This is a genomic window from Sphingomonas sp., assembly GCF_017744835.1.
In the GTDB taxonomy this organism is placed as follows: Bacteria; Pseudomonadota; Alphaproteobacteria; order Sphingomonadales; family Sphingomonadaceae; genus Sphingomonas.
This window is the reverse complement of record NZ_JAGIAM010000001.1, coordinates 242,131-257,689: the sequence shown is the minus strand read 5'-3', so window position 1 is coordinate 257,689 and position 15,559 is coordinate 242,131. Positions and strand designations below refer to the sequence as shown.

The 15,559-nt window shown below is 67.9% G+C and carries 16 protein-coding genes; 11 read left to right on the top strand and 5 right to left on the bottom strand.

From position 1 onward, the window contains the following. Positions 1-5 precede the first annotated feature (5 nt). Positions 6-1,307: a glycosyltransferase family 39 protein gene (locus J7500_RS01180; RefSeq protein WP_294059270.1), complete on the bottom strand. Its 1,302-nt coding sequence runs from the start codon at positions 1,305-1,307 to the stop codon at positions 6-8. A gap of 85 nt (positions 1,308-1,392) precedes the next feature. On the opposite strand from J7500_RS01180, the gene J7500_RS01175 reads away from it, so the two are divergent. From J7500_RS01175 to J7500_RS01160, 4 genes are read left to right on the top strand one after another with little or no spacing between them, the layout of a single operon-like run. Next, the gene (locus J7500_RS01175) at positions 1,393-2,601 is read left to right on the top strand and encodes an aminotransferase class V-fold PLP-dependent enzyme (protein ID WP_294059267.1); all 1,209 of its coding nucleotides are present in this window, start codon (positions 1,393-1,395) and stop codon (positions 2,599-2,601) included. Between the two features lie 2 nt (positions 2,602-2,603). Then, the gene (apaG, locus tag J7500_RS01170; protein WP_294059264.1) at positions 2,604-3,008 is read left to right on the top strand and encodes a Co2+/Mg2+ efflux protein ApaG; all 405 of its coding nucleotides are present in this window, start codon (positions 2,604-2,606) and stop codon (positions 3,006-3,008) included. Further along, positions 3,005-3,796, top strand: a complete 792-nt coding sequence (locus J7500_RS01165; RefSeq protein WP_294059262.1) for a LysR family transcriptional regulator — start codon at positions 3,005-3,007, stop codon at positions 3,794-3,796. The genes apaG and J7500_RS01165 overlap by 4 nt, the downstream gene beginning before the upstream one ends. A 5-nt stretch (positions 3,797-3,801) precedes the next feature. Further along, the gene (locus tag J7500_RS01160; protein WP_294059260.1) at positions 3,802-4,062 is read left to right on the top strand and encodes a hypothetical protein; all 261 of its coding nucleotides are present in this window, start codon (positions 3,802-3,804) and stop codon (positions 4,060-4,062) included. 8 nt (positions 4,063-4,070) lie between these two features. Here the strand turns inward: J7500_RS01160 and J7500_RS01155 are convergent, their stop codons facing one another. The 4 genes from J7500_RS01155 to J7500_RS01140 all read right to left on the bottom strand — a co-directional run bounded on the left by J7500_RS01155 (position 4,071) and on the right by J7500_RS01140 (position 9,377). Next, positions 4,071-5,414, bottom strand: a complete 1,344-nt coding sequence (locus J7500_RS01155) for a serine hydrolase (protein WP_294059258.1) — start codon at positions 5,412-5,414, stop codon at positions 4,071-4,073. Continuing rightward, a complete protein-coding gene (locus J7500_RS01150; RefSeq protein ID WP_294059256.1) occupies positions 5,395-6,525 on the bottom strand; it encodes a hypothetical protein in 1,131 nt (376 codons plus the stop codon). Before J7500_RS01150 ends, J7500_RS01155 begins: the two co-directional genes overlap by 20 nt. Before the next feature lie 74 nt (positions 6,526-6,599). Further along, positions 6,600-8,585 (bottom strand): DNA topoisomerase IV subunit B, encoded by a 1,986-nt coding sequence (parE, locus tag J7500_RS01145; protein ID WP_294059254.1) that lies wholly within the window; start codon positions 8,583-8,585, stop codon positions 6,600-6,602. A gap of 123 nt (positions 8,586-8,708) precedes the next feature. Beyond that, entirely contained in the window at positions 8,709-9,377 is a 669-nt protein-coding gene (locus J7500_RS01140) for a GcrA family cell cycle regulator (RefSeq protein WP_294059252.1), read from the bottom strand. 52 nt (positions 9,378-9,429) lie between these two features. Between J7500_RS01140 and J7500_RS01135 the strand changes: the two genes are divergently transcribed. The 7 genes from J7500_RS01135 (at position 9,430) to queE (ending at position 15,558) form a co-directional block, all read left to right on the top strand. Continuing rightward, positions 9,430-10,281, top strand: a complete 852-nt coding sequence (locus J7500_RS01135; RefSeq protein ID WP_294059250.1) for an ABC transporter permease — start codon at positions 9,430-9,432, stop codon at positions 10,279-10,281. Between the two features lie 181 nt (positions 10,282-10,462). Beyond that, the gene (locus tag J7500_RS01130) at positions 10,463-11,659 is read left to right on the top strand and encodes an aspartate aminotransferase family protein (protein WP_294059248.1); all 1,197 of its coding nucleotides are present in this window, start codon (positions 10,463-10,465) and stop codon (positions 11,657-11,659) included. Continuing rightward, complete coding sequence (gene argF / locus J7500_RS01125; protein WP_294059246.1) at positions 11,652-12,578, top strand: ornithine carbamoyltransferase; 927 nt, start codon at positions 11,652-11,654, stop codon at positions 12,576-12,578. The genes J7500_RS01130 and argF overlap by 8 nt, the downstream gene beginning before the upstream one ends. 106 nt (positions 12,579-12,684) lie before the next feature. After that, entirely contained in the window at positions 12,685-13,608 is a 924-nt protein-coding gene (locus tag J7500_RS01120) for an Hsp33 family molecular chaperone HslO (protein WP_294059245.1), read from the top strand. An 81-nt stretch (positions 13,609-13,689) separates the two neighbouring features. Continuing rightward, entirely contained in the window at positions 13,690-14,094 is a 405-nt protein-coding gene (locus J7500_RS01115) for a hypothetical protein (RefSeq protein WP_294059244.1), read from the top strand. Between the two features lie 148 nt (positions 14,095-14,242). Continuing rightward, on the top strand, positions 14,243-14,929 hold the full coding sequence (gene queC / locus J7500_RS01110) for a 7-cyano-7-deazaguanine synthase QueC (RefSeq protein ID WP_294059241.1): 687 nt from the start codon (positions 14,243-14,245) through the stop codon (positions 14,927-14,929). After that, positions 14,926-15,558: a 7-carboxy-7-deazaguanine synthase gene (queE, locus tag J7500_RS01105; RefSeq protein ID WP_294059239.1), complete on the top strand. Its 633-nt coding sequence runs from the start codon at positions 14,926-14,928 to the stop codon at positions 15,556-15,558. The genes queC and queE overlap by 4 nt, the downstream gene beginning before the upstream one ends. Position 15,559: the final 1 nt, after the last annotated feature.

The following is a 15,559-nucleotide window of genomic DNA, read 5'->3' as shown; positions in this document are numbered from 1 at the left end:
CTGCTTCACCGCCAGCTGTCGAACCACATCCAATGCGTGAAGCCCTGCGGGTCCTGCAGCGGCGATGCGGCGAGGATCGGGTAGAAATAGACGAACGCCACCAGCGCTAGCGCGATGAACCATTCCTCCCACCCCTTGTTGCGCCCGCGGTCGAAGTGATCGAACGCCACCGCCAGCACCGCGCACAGGAAGATCCCCGAGAGGTGATAGTAATAATAGAAGCCCAGTGACTTGGGGATGACGATGTAGATGGCGACCGATGCCGTCCACAGCAGCGCCATCGCCAGCGGGCGGATCGCTTTGGTGCGGAACCAGGCCCAGAAGCAGGCGAGCACGCCGACCAGCCCTGCCCACATGATCACGGGATTACCGATCAGCAGCACGCCGCGCTGCGCGCCATTGTCCCATTCGTAGAAATACCAAATCGGCCGGATCATCAGCGGCCAGCTCCACCAGTCGGACTGGTAGGTGTGCCGCGCGAGTACCTGCGTCTGCGCTGCGTACATCTCGCCCTGGAGGCGGAACAGGCCGGGCAGGTCGATCGGGCCGACCGCGTAGAAGAAGGCGGGCCAGAAGGTCAGGAAATAAGTGACGATGCTCACCGCGCCCATCAGCAGCAGCGCCGGAATGGTGGCGAGGCCCGGCCAGTGCGGCTGGTCCTTGCCCGCCAGCGCAAAGGACAGCGGCTTCTTCGCCCGCCGCGCGTCGCCAATGCGGATGACGAGGAAGGCGAGCCCGGCGAGCGCGACATAGGGCACCGCCGCCCATTTGGTGCCCACCGCAAGTCCCAGCAGCACGCTCGCGCCGATCCACCGCCACAGCACCTGGCGTGGCGAGCCGTGCGCCGCCCACAGCATCAGCACCATCGCCCAGATCAGGAAGGCACCCAGGAAGATGTCGAGCATTGCCGTGCGCGCCTGGACGAAGATCGTCTGGTTGAGCATGGCGAGCGCAGCGCCGACCAGAGCCGGGCGCATCCGGCCGCCCATCAGCAGCCACAGCAAGGCGAAGACGCCGAGCACGGTCGCAGTGCCCGCCAGCGTCGGAAAGGCGCGCCAGCCGAAGGGATTGTCGCCGAAGATCGCCATGCCCGCCGCGATCAGCTGCTTGGCGACGAGCGGATGCTCGATGTTGCGCGGTGCCGAAAGGTCGAGCAGCGCCTGCGCCGCAGGGACGTAATGGACCTCGTCGAACATGATCCGGCTGGGCTGGTCCAGATGGATCGTGAAGAGCAGCTGGGCGGCGATTCCCACCAGCAGCGCGACGAGATAGGGGCGGGTGCGGAGGGCCTTGAGGCGATCGAGCATGGCTTTCCGATAAACGATCATTTCGCCCACGTCATGCCGGACTTGGTTGACGTAAGGGCGCCCACCCCTGCAAAGCAGTTTCGCTATGAAACGTCGCACCGGACAGGACCCCAACGTCACTCGCAACTGGAAGCCCGCTACCCAGGCGGTGCGCGGTGGTACCGCGCGCTCCGAATGGGGCGAGACCAGCGAAGCGATCTTCCTCAGCTCGGGCTATGCCTATGACACTGCCGGCGACGCCGCCGCGCGGTTCGCGGGCGAGCAGGTGGGGATGACCTATTCGCGCCTGCAGAACCCGACCGTGGAGATGCTCGAGCAGCGCATCGCCTTGCTCGAAGGCGCCGAGGCCTGCCGTACCATGGCGACCGGCATGGCGGCGATGACCGCGGTGATGCTGAGCACGCTGAGCCAGGGCGACCACGTCGTCGCCGGCCGCGCGGCGTTCGGATCGGTGCGCTGGCTCACCGACACGCTGCTGCCGCGCTTCGGGATCGAGGCGACCACCGTGGATGCGCGCGACCCGCAGCAGTTCCGCGACGCGGTGCGGCCGAATACCAAGCTGTTCTTCTTCGAGACGCCGGCCAATCCGACGATGGACGTGGTCGACATCGCTGCGGTCACGGCGATCGCGCGCGAGCACGGCATCCTGACCGCGGTCGACAACGCCTTCGCCACCGCCGCGCTCCAGCGCCCGATGGACTTCGGCGCCGACGTGGTCGCCTATTCCGCCACCAAGATGATGGACGGTCAGGGCCGCGTGCTCGCCGGCGCGGTGTGCGGGACCAGGGACTTCATCGACAACACGTTGCTGCCCTTCACGCGCAACACCGGGCCGACGCTGAGCGCGTTCAACGCCTGGGTGGTGCTCAAGGGGATGGAGACGCTCGACCTGCGCATCCACCGCCAGAGCGAGAATGCGCTCAAGGTCGGCGCCTTCCTCGAGAAGCGCGTGGCGCGGGTGAACTTCCCCGCGCTGCCCAGCCATCCGCAGCACGAGCTCGCGATGCGCCAGATGAAGGCGGCGGGGCCGATCTTCTCGTTCGAAGTCGAGGGCGGCCGCGCCCAGGCGCACGGGCTGCTCGACGCGCTCGAGCTGATCGACATCTCGAACAACATCGGCGACTCGCGCTCGCTGATGACGCACCCCGCGTCCACCACCCATGCGGGCGTGAGCGAGGAGACGCGGCTGGGGATGGGCGTGACCGAGGGGATGCTGCGGCTCAACGTCGGGCTCGAGGATGCCGACGACGTGATCGCCGATCTCGACCAGGCGCTGCGGAGAATCGGCCTGTGATCATGAAGGGACTGTTCACCGACGAAGCCGAAACTCGCGGCATCGTGGTGCGCGTCTCGGTTTCCTATCTGCCCGAACAGTCCGAGCCGCAGCGCGGCCGGTGGTTCTGGGCCTATCATATCCGCATCGAGAATGAATCGCCGGTGATGGTGCAGCTGCTCACGCGCCATTGGATCATCACCGACGGCCGCGGTGCGCGCCATTCGGTGGAGGGCGAGGGCGTGGTCGGCGAGCAGCCGATGATCGAGCCGGGCGCGAGCTTCGACTATGTCTCGGGCTGCCCGCTCTCGACGCCCACCGGCTCGATGCAGGGGAGCTACCATATGATCGCCGAGGACGGCGCGGCGTTCGACGTCGCCATCCCCAAGTTCGCGCTGATCGCGCCTGCGGTGACGGGGGAACAGTGAAGCGCACGCATCTACCTCTCAACGGCCTGCGCGTGCTCGACGCGGCGGCACGACACTTGTCCTTCACGCGCGCGGCCGACGAGCTGGCGGTGACGCCGGCGGCGGTCGGCCAGCAGATCCGCGCGCTCGAGGATACGCTCGGCGTCGTCCTCTTCCGCCGCACCACCAAGGGGCTGGAGCTGACGCCCGAGGCCGAGGCCGGGCTCGCGGCGCTGCGCGCTGGTTTCCTCCAGTTCGAGGAATCGGTCCGCGCGATGCAGGCCGGGCAATCGTCCAAGTCGCTGACCATCGCCGCGCCGCGCGACCTCACCGCCAAATGGCTGATGCCGCGCCTCGCCGAGATCGCGCGCGCCGACGGCGAGCTGCGCTTCATGCTGGTTCCCGCCGACGAGGCGATCGACTTCACCGAAGCCAATCTCGACCTGGCGATCCGCTGGGGCGAGGGGCCAGGCGAGCATGAGGGCGAGGCGATCGAGAGCGATGGCATGGTCACGGTCGAGCGGCCGGGCGGCGGCGCCGACACGCCGATCGCCTGGACCGGCTGCCGCGCCGAGGATGCCGCGTCGCTGGTCCGCGTCGCCGATGCCGGGCTCGCGCTCGATGCCGCTGCCGAGGGGCTGGGCCGTGCCACCGTGCCCGAGCTGCTCGCACGCGGCGACATCGCGGCGGGCCGTGTGAAGGTCGTGGGCGAGCCCAAGGGCTCGAAGCTCGGCTATTGGATGGTCGCCCCGCTGCCGCAGTGGCGGCAGAAGAAGGTCAAGGCGCTGGTCGACGCGCTCGCGGGCTGAGCCGCATGGCCAGGCCGAACCTCAAGGATCCCCAGCAGCGCGCCGCCTATGGCCGCGAGCTGGCGGGCGTGGTGCCGCGCCTGCGGCTCGTCGGCATACTCGTCGCGGCTGCGGGAGCGTTGCTGGTGCTGCTGGTGCGGCGCGGGCTGGTGTGGCTGCCGCTCTGGGCGGCGGCAGTCGTGCTCGGGATCGGCGCGATGCTGACGCTCACCGCCATCGCCACCCGCGCGCGCTATCACGCGCTGCGCATGGCGGAGGACGAGTAGCGGTCGCCTTATCGTCCCGCGGCAAGCTCCGCGGCGCGGGTGATCAGCGAGGCGAAACGGCCGTCCTCGATTGCCCGCTGGGTGTCGTTCCAGCTCGCCGCGAGCACATACCAGTCGCCGGCCTTGCTCTGGAGCAGCAGGGTCATGTTGATCACCCCCGGCTCCGATCCGCCCTTGTAGCCCACCCATTGCCACTTGCTCGCGGCCATGCCGATGCCGGGGTTGGTCGAGAGGATCGCCCTTGCCTCGCCACCCGCGGGGCCTTCGGTGTTGCGACGTAGCCAGTCCATCACGCGCACCAGATCGGCAGGGCTCAGGAACCATTCGATGTCGCCGATCATCGCGGGCTGCGGCCCGCCGGGCGGCGGGGGCGGCACGGCCACGAGCGGGATGCGCGCCAGCTCGCCCGCCAGCATCGCGCGGCGCCCGGCCTCGTCGAGCGCCAGATAGCGCCGGGCATAGCTGCCATGGTCGAGATATTTGAGCTTGAACGCCTCGAGCGTGCCGAGGAACGGACGATTGCGCGTCGGATCGTGCACGCCGAGCACCGGCAGCATCGCCTCCACCTTCTCGCGGCCCAGTGCGCGCAGCAGGATGTCGGTGGCGCTGTTGTCGCTCACCGAGATCATCTTGCCTGCCAGCTCGCGCAGGCTGATCTGCGTGCCCTTGGGACTCGCCACATAGGCGCCGCCGGGGAGCTGGGTGCCGTCGAGCGTGACCAGGTCGGTCCATTTGCGCTCGCCGGCATTGGTCGCGCGGACAAGCTCGGCCAGGATCGCCAGCTTGAACGCCGATCCGACCGCGAAGGCCTGGTCGGAATTGTGCCGGAGCAGCATCTCGGGCGCGCCGGCGCCGAGCTTCGCCAGCACGAAACCGGTCGCGCCGTGCAGCCCGCGAAGCGCGGCGGCAACTTCGTCGAGGCTCTTCTCGGATGCGATCGCGCCCTGGATCAGCAATCCCGCGATCTGATGCGGCGGGGCGGGATCGACCGCGAGCTGCACTGCGATCAGCGCATCGCGCAGGCGCAGGTCGAGCTGGCCGCGATAGGGCGAGGCCATGTGATGGCGCTCGATCCCGACCACCGGCCCGTTGGCCGCCAGCAATTGCGCGGTGATCGCGTCGAATTGCGCCTTCGGCACCTGCGCGATGAAGGTCGGCGTGAAGAGCGCGGCATAATCCCCCTTGCCGCCGAGCAGCGCGACGAGCTCGCGCGCCCGTGCCTCGAACTCGGGCGCCGGCGCGATCGTCGATGGCGCCGTAGTCGCCTGAGCGGCGGCAGGCGTTGCGCACGGCAACAGGCTGAGCACTGCCGCGGGCAGAGCTGCGGCGATCTCAATTCCGCGGCGCGTCATCGGTAATGTCGAGTGAGGTGAGGCGGCCGTTGTTCGCGCGCCCCGTAATGCGGCTGCCGGTTCTTGTCATAAGGTCATGTACATAGGAGAAGCGCTCTATTCGGGTCGTTCCTTGTGCCACCAGTGGCGCGTAGCGCCGCCGCGACACGGATTCCAAGGCCAGCTTCGGCCAGTCTCTCTCGATATTTCCGGAATCCCGCAAAACCTCGGCGTCTTGGACCCGACCGTCCGCAGCGATCTGGAACCGTACATCGACCCACTGCGGATCGTCTTGCTGTGGGGGAAGAATTTCCTCGGAGTTCGCGACGATCTTCTCGAGCCGAACGGGCGGCGCATAGATGAGGACGGGCCTTCCGGATTCTCGCGGGGGGATCGCGGCGATCGCCTTTTCGAGGGCGTCCGAGTCATTCTCATATGCGGCGAGCGAGGCGCGCAGGAGCTTGGCCGCATCGCGGAAGCCGGCCAGCTCCGGTTCGATCGTCCGCTCGATATTGGTAATCTTGCGCTTGGCAGCGCTGCGATAGTCCGGTTGCACGCTCGCAATGGCGCCGAACATGACCGCCTCGCGAAGCATCGCGTAACCGACAACATGCAGATGGCCGGCCTTGCGAGCCCGCTTTGCTACCCTGCGATAGACCTCCTCGGCTGCCCGCAGTCGTCCGACACGCGCAAACTCGTCGCCGACCATCAGCTGCTGCATGAACACGCGGGTGTCGTTATCGTCGAGCCCCGCCTTGAGCGCGTCCAATGCCTCAATTTGAAGGAGCCGGCTCTGATCGGGGCGTCCGTCCAGATTGCTCAATCGGCCATGGGCTCGGTTGAGGTCCGAGACCTCTATCGGTAGCAGCTTGGCGTATCGATTGTTGCGGCCGCGGGATTTGCCGAGGGTGCGCCGCGCGCCTCCATAGTCCCCGGCGATGAACTGGTTCTCGGCATGGGCAAGCGATGCCTCGATGTCCTCCTTGGGCGGGCACTTCCGGGCAAGACAGGCGGCAAGACGCGCTTCGCTATCGGCGAGAGACGCCCCGGTCACGACGATCGTCGCGCTCTTTTCATCCCGATCTTGTGCGCTGGCAGGGAGTGCCAAGAATAGTGCCGGTAGCAGCAACATTCCGCGCATCTTCCGTCTCCGAAGTTACGATTCGGAGTGGATCAGAATGCGGGCCCTTCCGCAAGATTAGACGATCAGGCGTCGATGACTTCTTCGTCGAGCCGCGCCGCATTTTCCTGAATGAACGCGAAGCGGTGGGCGGGATTGTTGCCCATCAGCCGGTCGACCAGGTCCTTCACATTGGCCCGCTCTTCATACTCCTGGGGGAGCGTGACTCGCAGCAGCCCGCGCGTCGCCGGGTCCATCGTCGTTTCCTTGAGCTGGTTGGGGTTCATCTCGCCCAGCCCCTTGAACCGGCTGACCTCGACCTTCTTGCCCTTGAACGCCGTCGCCTCGATCTCGAGCCGGTGCGCGTCGTCGCGGGCGTAGAGGCTCTTGCTGCCCACCGTCAGGCGATAGAGCGGCGGCTGGGCGAGGTAGAGGTGCCCGCGGCGCACCAGGTCCGGCATCTCCTGGAAGAAGAAGGTCATCAGCAGCGTCGCGATGTGCGCGCCGTCGACATCGGCGTCGGTCATGATGATCACGCGCTCGTAGCGCAGATTATCGGGAACGCAGTCCTTGCGGGTGCCGCAGCCGAGCGCCTGGATCAGGTCGGCGATTTCCTGGTTCGCCAGGATCTTGGCCGAGGTGGCGCTGGCGACGTTCAGGATCTTGCCGCGGATCGGCAGGATCGCCTGGGTCTTGCGGTCGCGCGCCTGCTTGGCCGAGCCGCCGGCCGAATCGCCCTCGACGATGAACAGCTCGGTTCCCTCGGGGCTGTCCGCCGCGCAGTCGGTGAGCTTGCCCGGCAGGCGAAGCTTGCGGCCGGAGGTCGCGGTCTTGCGCTTGACCTCGCGCTCCTGCTTGCGGCGCAGGCGATCCTCCATCCGCTCGAGCACATAGCCGAGCAGCGCCTTGCCGCGGTCCATATGGTCCGAGAGGAAATGGTCGAAATGGTCGCGCACCGCGCGCTCGACCAGCGCGGTCGCCTCGGGCGAGGTCAGCCGGTCCTTGGTCTGGCTCTGGAACTGCGGCTCGCGGATGAAGACCGAGAGCATCAGCTCGGATCCGACCATCACGTCGTCCGCGGTCAGGTCCTTGGCCTTCTTCTGCCCGACCAGTTCGCCGAACGCGCGCATGCCGCGGGTGAGCGCCTGGCGCAGGCCCTGCTCGTGCGTGCCGCCGTCGGGCGTCGGGATGGTGTTGCAGTACCAGCTGTAGCTGCCGTCGCTCCACAGCGGCCAGGCCACCGCCCATTCGACGCGGCCCTGGTCCTCGCCGGGGAAGTCCTGCGCGCCCGAGAAGAATTCGGCGGTGGCGCATTCGCGCGTGCCGAGCTGCTCCTTGAGGTGGTCGGCGAGGCCGCCGGGGAACTGGAACACCGCCTCGGCGGGAATCTCATTGTCGGCGATCAGCTCGGGATCGCACTTCCAGCGGATCTCGACTCCGGCGAACAGATAGGCCTTAGACCGCGCTAGCTTGTAGAGCCGCGCCGGCTTGAAGTGCAGTTCGGGCCCGAAGATCTCGGGGTCGGGCGTGAAGGCGACCGAAGTGCCGCGCCGGTTGGGCGTGCCGCCGAGATGTTCGAGCGGCCCGAGCGTCTGCCCCTTGCTGAAGCGCTGGCGATAGAGCTGCCGGTCGCGCGCGACTTCGACCACCGTGTCGCACGACAGCGCATTGACCACCGAGATGCCGACGCCGTGCAGGCCGCCCGAGGTCGCATAGGCCTTGCCGCTGAACTTGCCGCCCGAGTGGAGCATCGAGAGGATCACTTCGAGCGCCGACTTGTCGGGGAACTTCGGGTGCGGGTCGATCGGCATGCCGCGCCCGTTGTCGACGATCGTCAGCCGGTTGCCGACCTCGAGCTGGATCTCGATTCGATTGGCATGCCCCGCCACCGCTTCGTCCATCGCATTGTCGAGGATCTCGGCAGCGAGGTGGTGGAGCGCGCGCTCGTCGGTGCCGCCGATGTACATGCCGGGGCGCCGCCGGACCGGCTCGAGCCCTTCCAGGACTTCGATCGACGAGGCGTCATAGGTGCCGGAGGGTACGCCGGGGGCGGCAAACAGGTCTTCTGACATGGCAAGGGTATAGGAGGCAGGGAGTCGCGCGCGCAAGCGAAGGCGCTAGTTATCCACAGGGCAGCGACCGCTCCGGCAGGCGACCGGAGCGGGGCTCTGGGCAAAATGTGCGGAGCGCCCGCCCTAGCGCACTCGGGTGCCGCCGAAGGGCAGCGGGGGCGGAGGGCGACGGTCGCGGCGCGGCAGCTGCGCCTGATAGGCCTGGCCGCAATGCGCGACGCAATAGGGGAAGCCCGGGTTCACCTTGTCGCCGCAGAAATGGAAATCGGGCTCACCCGGATGGCCGAGCGGCCATTTGCAGATGCGGTCGTTGAGGTCGAGCAGGCTGGTCTTGCCCGCGATCGCCTCGCTCGGCTTGGCGGGGACGAGGCGGCGCGGCGGGGCCGGCGCGATCGGCGGGGCCTGTTCGCCGGGGTTCTGGCGCACGAAGCCGCCGGGGCCGACCGAGCGGAGCACGGGGCCGTCGGGACGCGTCGGTGCGGGCGTCGCGGCGTCGGCTGCCGGCGCTTCGGCGCGCGGTGCCGGAGCAGCGGGCGCCGGCTTGGGCGCGGCCGGCTGGGGTGCTGCGGCAGCGGGCGCCGGGGCGGGCGCAGGAGTCGGCTTGGGTGCGGGTTCGGCCTTGGCTTCGTTGGGCTTTACCGGCGACGGGCGCGACGGCAGGCCAAGGCGATGCGCCTTGCCGATCACGGCATTGCGCGACACGCCGCCCAGCTCCTCGGCGATCTGGGTGGCGGTCATGCCGCTGTCCCACATCTTCTTCAGCGTCTCGATACGCTCGTCGGTCCAGCTCACGTCACTTCCTTCAACTTGCAGGCGGCGCGGCCAGCGTCTACGCGAACCCGCGATGAGCAGCCACCCCGATAGCCCCGAAATCGGTCATAGCCTCCCCGAGCCCGGCGTTCCGGTGATTCGCAACGTGAACTGGGGAGGATTGCGTACCCTCTATATCAAGGAGGTGCGCCGTTTCTTCAAGGTGCAGCTCCAGACGATCTGGGCGCCCGCGGTCACGACGCTGCTGTTCCTGGTGATCTTCACCGTCGCGCTGGGCGGCAGCGGCCGTACCGTCGAGGTGCAGGGCCATGCGATCCACTTCGCCGATTTCATCGCGCCCGGCCTGATCGTGATGGGCATGCTGCAGAATGCCTTCGCCAATTCCAGCTTCTCGCTGCTCGTCGGCAAGATCCAGGGCACGATCGTCGACTATCTGATGCCGCCGCTCTCGACCGGCGAGCTCCTCGCCGGCATCTGCGGCGGCGCAGTGACGCGCGCCTTCTGCGTCGGCACTGCAGTGTGGGTGGCGATGCTGCTGTGGCCCGGCGTGCACGTCGCGCCGATGCACTTCTGGGCCGTGATCTGGTTCGGCTTCCTCGGTGCGCTGTTCCTGTCGTTCCTCGGCGTGCTGACCTCGATCTGGGCGGAGAAGTTCGATCACGCTGCCGCGGTCACCAATTTCGTGGTCGCGCCGCTCTCGCTGCTCTCCGGGACCTTCTATTCGGTCGACAAGCTGGCGCCGCTGTTCCAGACGATCAGCCACCTCAATCCCTTCTTCTACATCATCTCGGGCTTCCGCTACGGCTTCCTGGGCGTGGCCGACTCGCCGATCGTGACGGGCAGCGGGATCATCCTCGCGCTCAACGCGGCGCTGGGGCTGTTCTGCTATTGGCTGCTCCGCCGCGGCTGGAAGATGAAGAACTAGGCGACTTCCCCTCCCGCAAGCGGAGGAGGCGATTCACGGGCGCTATGGCCCTCGCACCGAAACGAATATTGACGCACCCGGGACGCTGCCCCTAAACACCCGCTCCGGGCGGTCCGGTTAGGCCGCCCTTTTGCGTTTCTGGAGCTTCAACCAGCTTTTTCGTTCAGGAGGTACAATCGCCATGGCCATCACCCCGCTCATGCCCGTCTATCCGCGGTGCGGTGTGCGGCCGGTGCGAGGCGAGGGCTGCTACCTCATCGGCGAACGCGGCGAGCGCTATCTGGATTTCGCCGCTGGCATCGCGGTCAACGCGCTGGGCCATGGCCATCCGCACCTCACCAAGACGCTGCAGGAGCAGGTCGCGACGCTGATGCACGTGTCGAACCTCTACGGCTCGCCGCAGGGCGAGGCGCTGGCGCAGCGGATCATCGACGTGAGCTTCGCCGACACGGTATTCTTCACCAATTCGGGCGTCGAGGCGATCGAATGCGCGATCAAGACCGCGCGCCGCTACCATTACGTCAACGGCAACCCGCAGCGCCACAAGCTGATCACCTTCAAGAACGCCTTTCACGGGCGCTCGATCGGCGCGATCTCTGCCACCGACCAGCCCAAGATGCGCGACGGCTTCGAGCCGCTGCTGCCGGGCTTCGACTATGTGAAGTTCAACGATCTCGAAGGCGCGCTCGCCGCGATCGACGACGAGACCGCCGGCTTCCTGGTCGAGACGGTGCAGGGCGAGGGCGGCATGACCGCGGGCACGCCCGAGTTCATCCAGGGGCTGCGCAAGGCGTGCGACGAGCACGGCCTGCTGCTGATCCTCGACGAGATCCAGTGCGGCTATGGCCGTACCGGCAAGATGTGGGCGTACGAGCATTACGGCATCGAGCCCGACATCATGACCGTGGCCAAGGGTATCGGCGCGGGCTTCCCGCTCGGTGCGTGCCTCGCGACCGAGGAAGCGGCCAAGGGCATGGTGATCGGCACCCACGGCTCGACCTATGGCGGCAATCCGCTGGCGATGGCCGCGGGCCAGGCGGTGCTCGACGTGATGCTCGAGCCCGGCTTCCTCGAGCATGTCACGCGCATGGGCGAGCGGCTGCGCCAGGCGTTCGAGCAGCTGATCCCCAACCATGATCACCTGTTCGAGGAGATTCGCGGCAAGGGGCTGATGCTCGGCATCAAGATGAAGGAGCCGGCGGTGAGCCGCGACTTCGTAGCGCATCTGCGCGACAATCACGGGCTGCTCACCGTCGCAGCAGGCGAGAACGTCTTCCGCGTGCTGCCGCCGCTGGTGATTGACGAGAACCATATCGCCGAATGCATCGAGCGGCTCAGCGAAGGTGCGCGGACCTTCGGGATTCCGAGCGATGACTGAGCTGCGCCATTTCCTCGACCTGTCGGACGCCGGCGGAGACGGTATCGCCGCGATGCTGACCGATGCGCTCCAGCGCAAGGCCGCACGCGCCGGCTGGCCCAAAGGCAAGGCCGACGCCGACGCGCCGCTCGCAGGCCATGTGCTCGCGATGGTGTTCGAAAAGAACTCGACTCGTACGCGCGTGTCGTTCGACATGGCGATCCGCCAGCTTGGCGGCACGTCGATCGTGCTCGACGCGGGCTCGACCCAGCTCGGCCGTGGCGAGACGATCGCCGACACCGCGCGCGTGCTCTCGGGCTATTGCGACGCGATCATGATCCGCACCGACGATCACCAGAAGGTCGTCGACATGGCGAAATACGCCAGCGTGCCGGTGATCAACGGGCTCACCGACGCCTCGCACCCCTGCCAGATCATGGCCGACCTGCTGACGCTGATCGAGCATGACAAGCCGCTGCCGGGGCTCAAGGTCGCGTGGCTGGGCGACGGCAACAACGTCCTCGCCTCGATCATGGAAGCAGGCGGGCTGATGCACTTCGACGTGGTCGCCGCCTGTCCGCAGGGCTTCCAGCCGAGCGAGGCGGACCTGGCGCGCGGCAAGGGGCGGGCGAAGGTGGTCGGCGATCCGCGCGAAGCCGTCGAAGGCGCCGACGTGATCGTCACCGACACCTGGATCTCGATGGGCCAGGCGCACGCCGAGACCAAGCTCGCCGCGATGATGCCCTTCCAGGTCACCGAGGCGCTGATGGCCGCGGCCAAGCCCGACGCCAGATTCCTCCACTGCCTGCCCGCGCACCGCGGCGAGGAAGTGGTCGACGCAGTGATCGACGGCCCGCAGTCGCTGATCTGGCCCGAGGCCGAGAACCGGCTGCACGCGCAGAAGTCCGTCCTGCGCTGGTGCTTCGGCCAGATCGGCTGAGTTGTTTCGGGGCGCGGGTGTTCCTACATCCGCCCTCGAACCCCAACAATCCGTTCGAATGGACCGCCGGCTTCCGGCTGCGCGGCGCGGACGGCGGAGACTTGCGATGAATACCACCGCCCCCACCACCGACCTCGATCGGGTGACCGGCTTCACCATTCCCGGCCGCCATGCGCGCGGCCGCGTCGCGCGGCTGGGGCCGGTGCTCGAGGAGATTCTCTCGGCCCACGCCTATCCGCCGGTGATCGAGAAGCTGCTCGCCGAGGCGCTGACGCTCACTGCGCTGCTCGGCGCGACGCTCAAGGACGACGAGGGCCAGATGACGCTCCAGGCGCAGACCCAGAATGGGATCGTGAGCCTGATGGTATGCGACTATCGGGGCGGCGAGCTGCGTGGCTACGTCAAGTTCGACGAGGCGCGCCTGGCGCAGCTTGGCAAGAACCCGTCGATCGGCAAGCTCTTCAACCAGGGCTATCTGGCGATCACCTTCGACCAGACGCTCACCAGGGAACGCTACCAGGGCATCGTGCCCTTGGAAGGCACCACGCTGGCGGGGGCGGCCGAGGCCTATTTCCTCCAGTCCGAGCAGATCCCGAGCCTCGTGCGCCTCGGCGTGCGGCGCGACGCCGATGGCCGGCTGGTCGCCGGCGGCCTGTTCCTCCAGCACCTGCCCGAGGGCGAGGTCGGCCGCGAGCGGCTGCACGCGCGCACCGACCATCCCGAATGGCACCATGTCGAGGCGCTGGGGGCGACGATGGGCGCGGACGAGCTCGCCGATGCCGGCATCCCGCTCGAGAACCTCGTCTGGCGGCTGTTCAACGAAGAGCCGGAGGTGCGCATCCTCAACGGCTCGGACCTGACGCGCGGCTGCCGCTGCGATGCCGCCTATATCCTGCAGGTGCTCGCCAAGTTCCCGGAAGCCGAGCGCGCCGAAATGGCGGACGAGGCGGGCGTGATCACCGTCGATTGCGCCTTTTGCTCGAAGAAATTCCCCGTCGGCCTCGGGGATGTCGTTTCACCGCCGTTGTAATGGCGGCGGTGCTCGACCATATCGCCGCTGCGCGCGCGTGCGTGGATTGGGGCCGCAGGCGCGCGGCGGTGGGGAGTTGTGATGATGTTCAGGCGTAGCGTGCGTGCGGCGGCGGCCGTTGCTTCGCTCCTGTTCCTCGCGAGCGGAGCCGTGGCGCAGCGCCATGCCGCGCCCAATGCGCTGGGCGGCGTGGAGCTCGGCCAGTGGCAGCTCAAGAGCGCCGACGGGCGCGTTCGCAAGATCTGCGTCTCGGCGCGCTGGATGCTGATCCAGCCGATGCACGGCACTGCCCAGTGCGAGCATTTCGTGATGCAGAATGCCGCCAGCTCGGCGACGGTCCGCTACACCTGCCCGGGCCGCGGGCACGGGCTGACCACGCTTTCGGTCGAGACGCCGCGGCTGGTGAGCATCGAGACCTCGGGCGTCGCCGACGGCTCGCCCTTCTCGGAGCAGCTCGAGGGACGCCGTATCGGCGCCTGCGGTTAGAGTTCGTTAACCATTTTGCCCTAGAGTGAACCTGCCCGACCCGTTTTTCGGGCACTTTCCTCTCTGGCATGGTTTTCCCTAGAAACCTGGGCCGCTCCAAGGGGCGGCCCATTTTGATTCGCGTGAAAAAGCGCTAGCGGCCTTTGCCATGACCAACAGCCTCGCCGTCGTCCTCGTCTCGGGAGGGCTCGATTCCATGGTGTCCGCCGCGCGTGCGCGCGAGGACGGGCACCGGCTGCTCGCGCTCTCGATCGACTATAACCAGCGCCACCAGATCGAGCTCGCCGCCGCCCGCCGCATCGCCGCCGCGCTCGGTGCCGAGCGTCATGTCGTGCTTCCGCTCGACCTGCGCGCCTTCGGCGGCTCTGCGCTGACCGACGACATCGACGTGCCGAAGGACGGCGTGGTCGCCGACGACATTCCCGTCACCTATGTGCCCGCGCGCAACACCATCTTCCTCAGCCTCGCGCTCGGCTGGGCCGAGGCGGCGGGCGCGCGCGACATCTACATCGGCGTCAACGCGATCGACTATTCGGGCTATCCCGATTGCCGCCCCGAGTTCATCCACGGCTTCGAGAAGCTCGCCGATCTCGCGACCAGGGCGGGGGTGCAGGGCGAGCCCTTCCGCATCCGCACGCCGCTCCAGGACATGACTAAGGCCGACATCGCGCGCGAGGCGGCGCGGCTCGGGCTCGACGCGGGGATGAGCTGGTCGTGCTACGATCCCGCGCCCGGCGGGCTCCACTGCGGGCTGTGCGACAGCTGCCGGCTGCGCGCCAAGGGCTTCGAGGAGGCCGGCCTCCCCGATCCCACCCGCTACGCCGTGCGGCCATGAGCTACGCCGTCAAGGAGATGTTCCTGACGCTCCAGGGCGAGGGCGTGAATGCCGGCGCGCGCGCGGTGTTCGTGCGCTTCGCCGGGTGCAACCTCTGGTCGGGCCGCGAGCAGGACCGCGCGGCGGCGGTATGCCGCTTCTGCGACACCGATTTCGTCGGCACCGATGGCTTGGGCGGCGGCAAGTTCGCCGATGCTGCGGCGCTGGTCGACGCCGTCGAGGGCCATTGGGGCGAGGGCACCGAGGCGCGCTTCGTCGTGCTCACCGGTGGCGAGCCGATGCTGCAGGTCGACGACGCGCTGGTCGATGCGCTCCACGCGCGCGGCTTCCGCATCGCGATCGAGAGCAACGGCACGCTGCCCGCCCACCCCGGCATCGACTGGGTGTGCATCAGCCCCAAGGCCGGGAGCGAAGTCGTCCAGCGCGCGGGCGACGAATTGAAGCTGGTCTGGCCGCAGGCCGGGATCGACCCCGAGGCGCTCGAAGCCTGGGACTTCGCCCATTTCCTCGTCCAGCCGATGGACAGCGCCGAGGCTCAGGCGAACACCCGTGCGGCGATCGCGCTGGCGATGGCGCGCCCCAGATGGCGCCTCACGCTGCAGACCCACAAGCTGCTGGGTCTGCGCTAGC

What these genes read in the sequence shown, in the direction of transcription:
- J7500_RS01175 (WP_294059267.1), top strand. Translation starts at nt 1,393, where the DNA reads ATGAAACGTCGCACCGGACAGGACCCCAACGTCACTCGCAACTGGAAG.
- argF (WP_294059246.1), top strand. Translation starts at nt 11,652, where the DNA reads ATGACTGAGCTGCGCCATTTCCTCGACCTGTCGGACGCCGGCGGAGAC.
- J7500_RS01120 (WP_294059245.1), top strand. Translation starts at nt 12,685, where the DNA reads ATGAATACCACCGCCCCCACCACCGACCTCGATCGGGTGACCGGCTTC.
- J7500_RS01135 (WP_294059250.1), top strand. Translation starts at nt 9,430, where the DNA reads ATGAGCAGCCACCCCGATAGCCCCGAAATCGGTCATAGCCTCCCCGAG.
- apaG (WP_294059264.1), top strand. Translation starts at nt 2,604, where the DNA reads ATGAAGGGACTGTTCACCGACGAAGCCGAAACTCGCGGCATCGTGGTG.
- J7500_RS01115 (WP_294059244.1), top strand. Translation starts at nt 13,690, where the DNA reads ATGATGTTCAGGCGTAGCGTGCGTGCGGCGGCGGCCGTTGCTTCGCTC.
- J7500_RS01130 (WP_294059248.1), top strand. Translation starts at nt 10,463, where the DNA reads ATGGCCATCACCCCGCTCATGCCCGTCTATCCGCGGTGCGGTGTGCGG.
- J7500_RS01150 (WP_294059256.1), bottom strand. Translation starts at nt 6,525, where the DNA reads ATGTTGCTGCTACCGGCACTATTCTTGGCACTCCCTGCCAGCGCACAA.
- J7500_RS01160 (WP_294059260.1), top strand. Translation starts at nt 3,802, where the DNA reads ATGGCCAGGCCGAACCTCAAGGATCCCCAGCAGCGCGCCGCCTATGGC.
- parE (WP_294059254.1), bottom strand. Translation starts at nt 8,585, where the DNA reads ATGTCAGAAGACCTGTTTGCCGCCCCCGGCGTACCCTCCGGCACCTAT.
- J7500_RS01180 (WP_294059270.1), bottom strand. Translation starts at nt 1,307, where the DNA reads ATGCTCGATCGCCTCAAGGCCCTCCGCACCCGCCCCTATCTCGTCGCG.
- queE (WP_294059239.1), top strand. Translation starts at nt 14,926, where the DNA reads ATGAGCTACGCCGTCAAGGAGATGTTCCTGACGCTCCAGGGCGAGGGC.
- queC (WP_294059241.1), top strand. Translation starts at nt 14,243, where the DNA reads ATGACCAACAGCCTCGCCGTCGTCCTCGTCTCGGGAGGGCTCGATTCC.
- J7500_RS01155 (WP_294059258.1), bottom strand. Translation starts at nt 5,414, where the DNA reads ATGACGCGCCGCGGAATTGAGATCGCCGCAGCTCTGCCCGCGGCAGTG.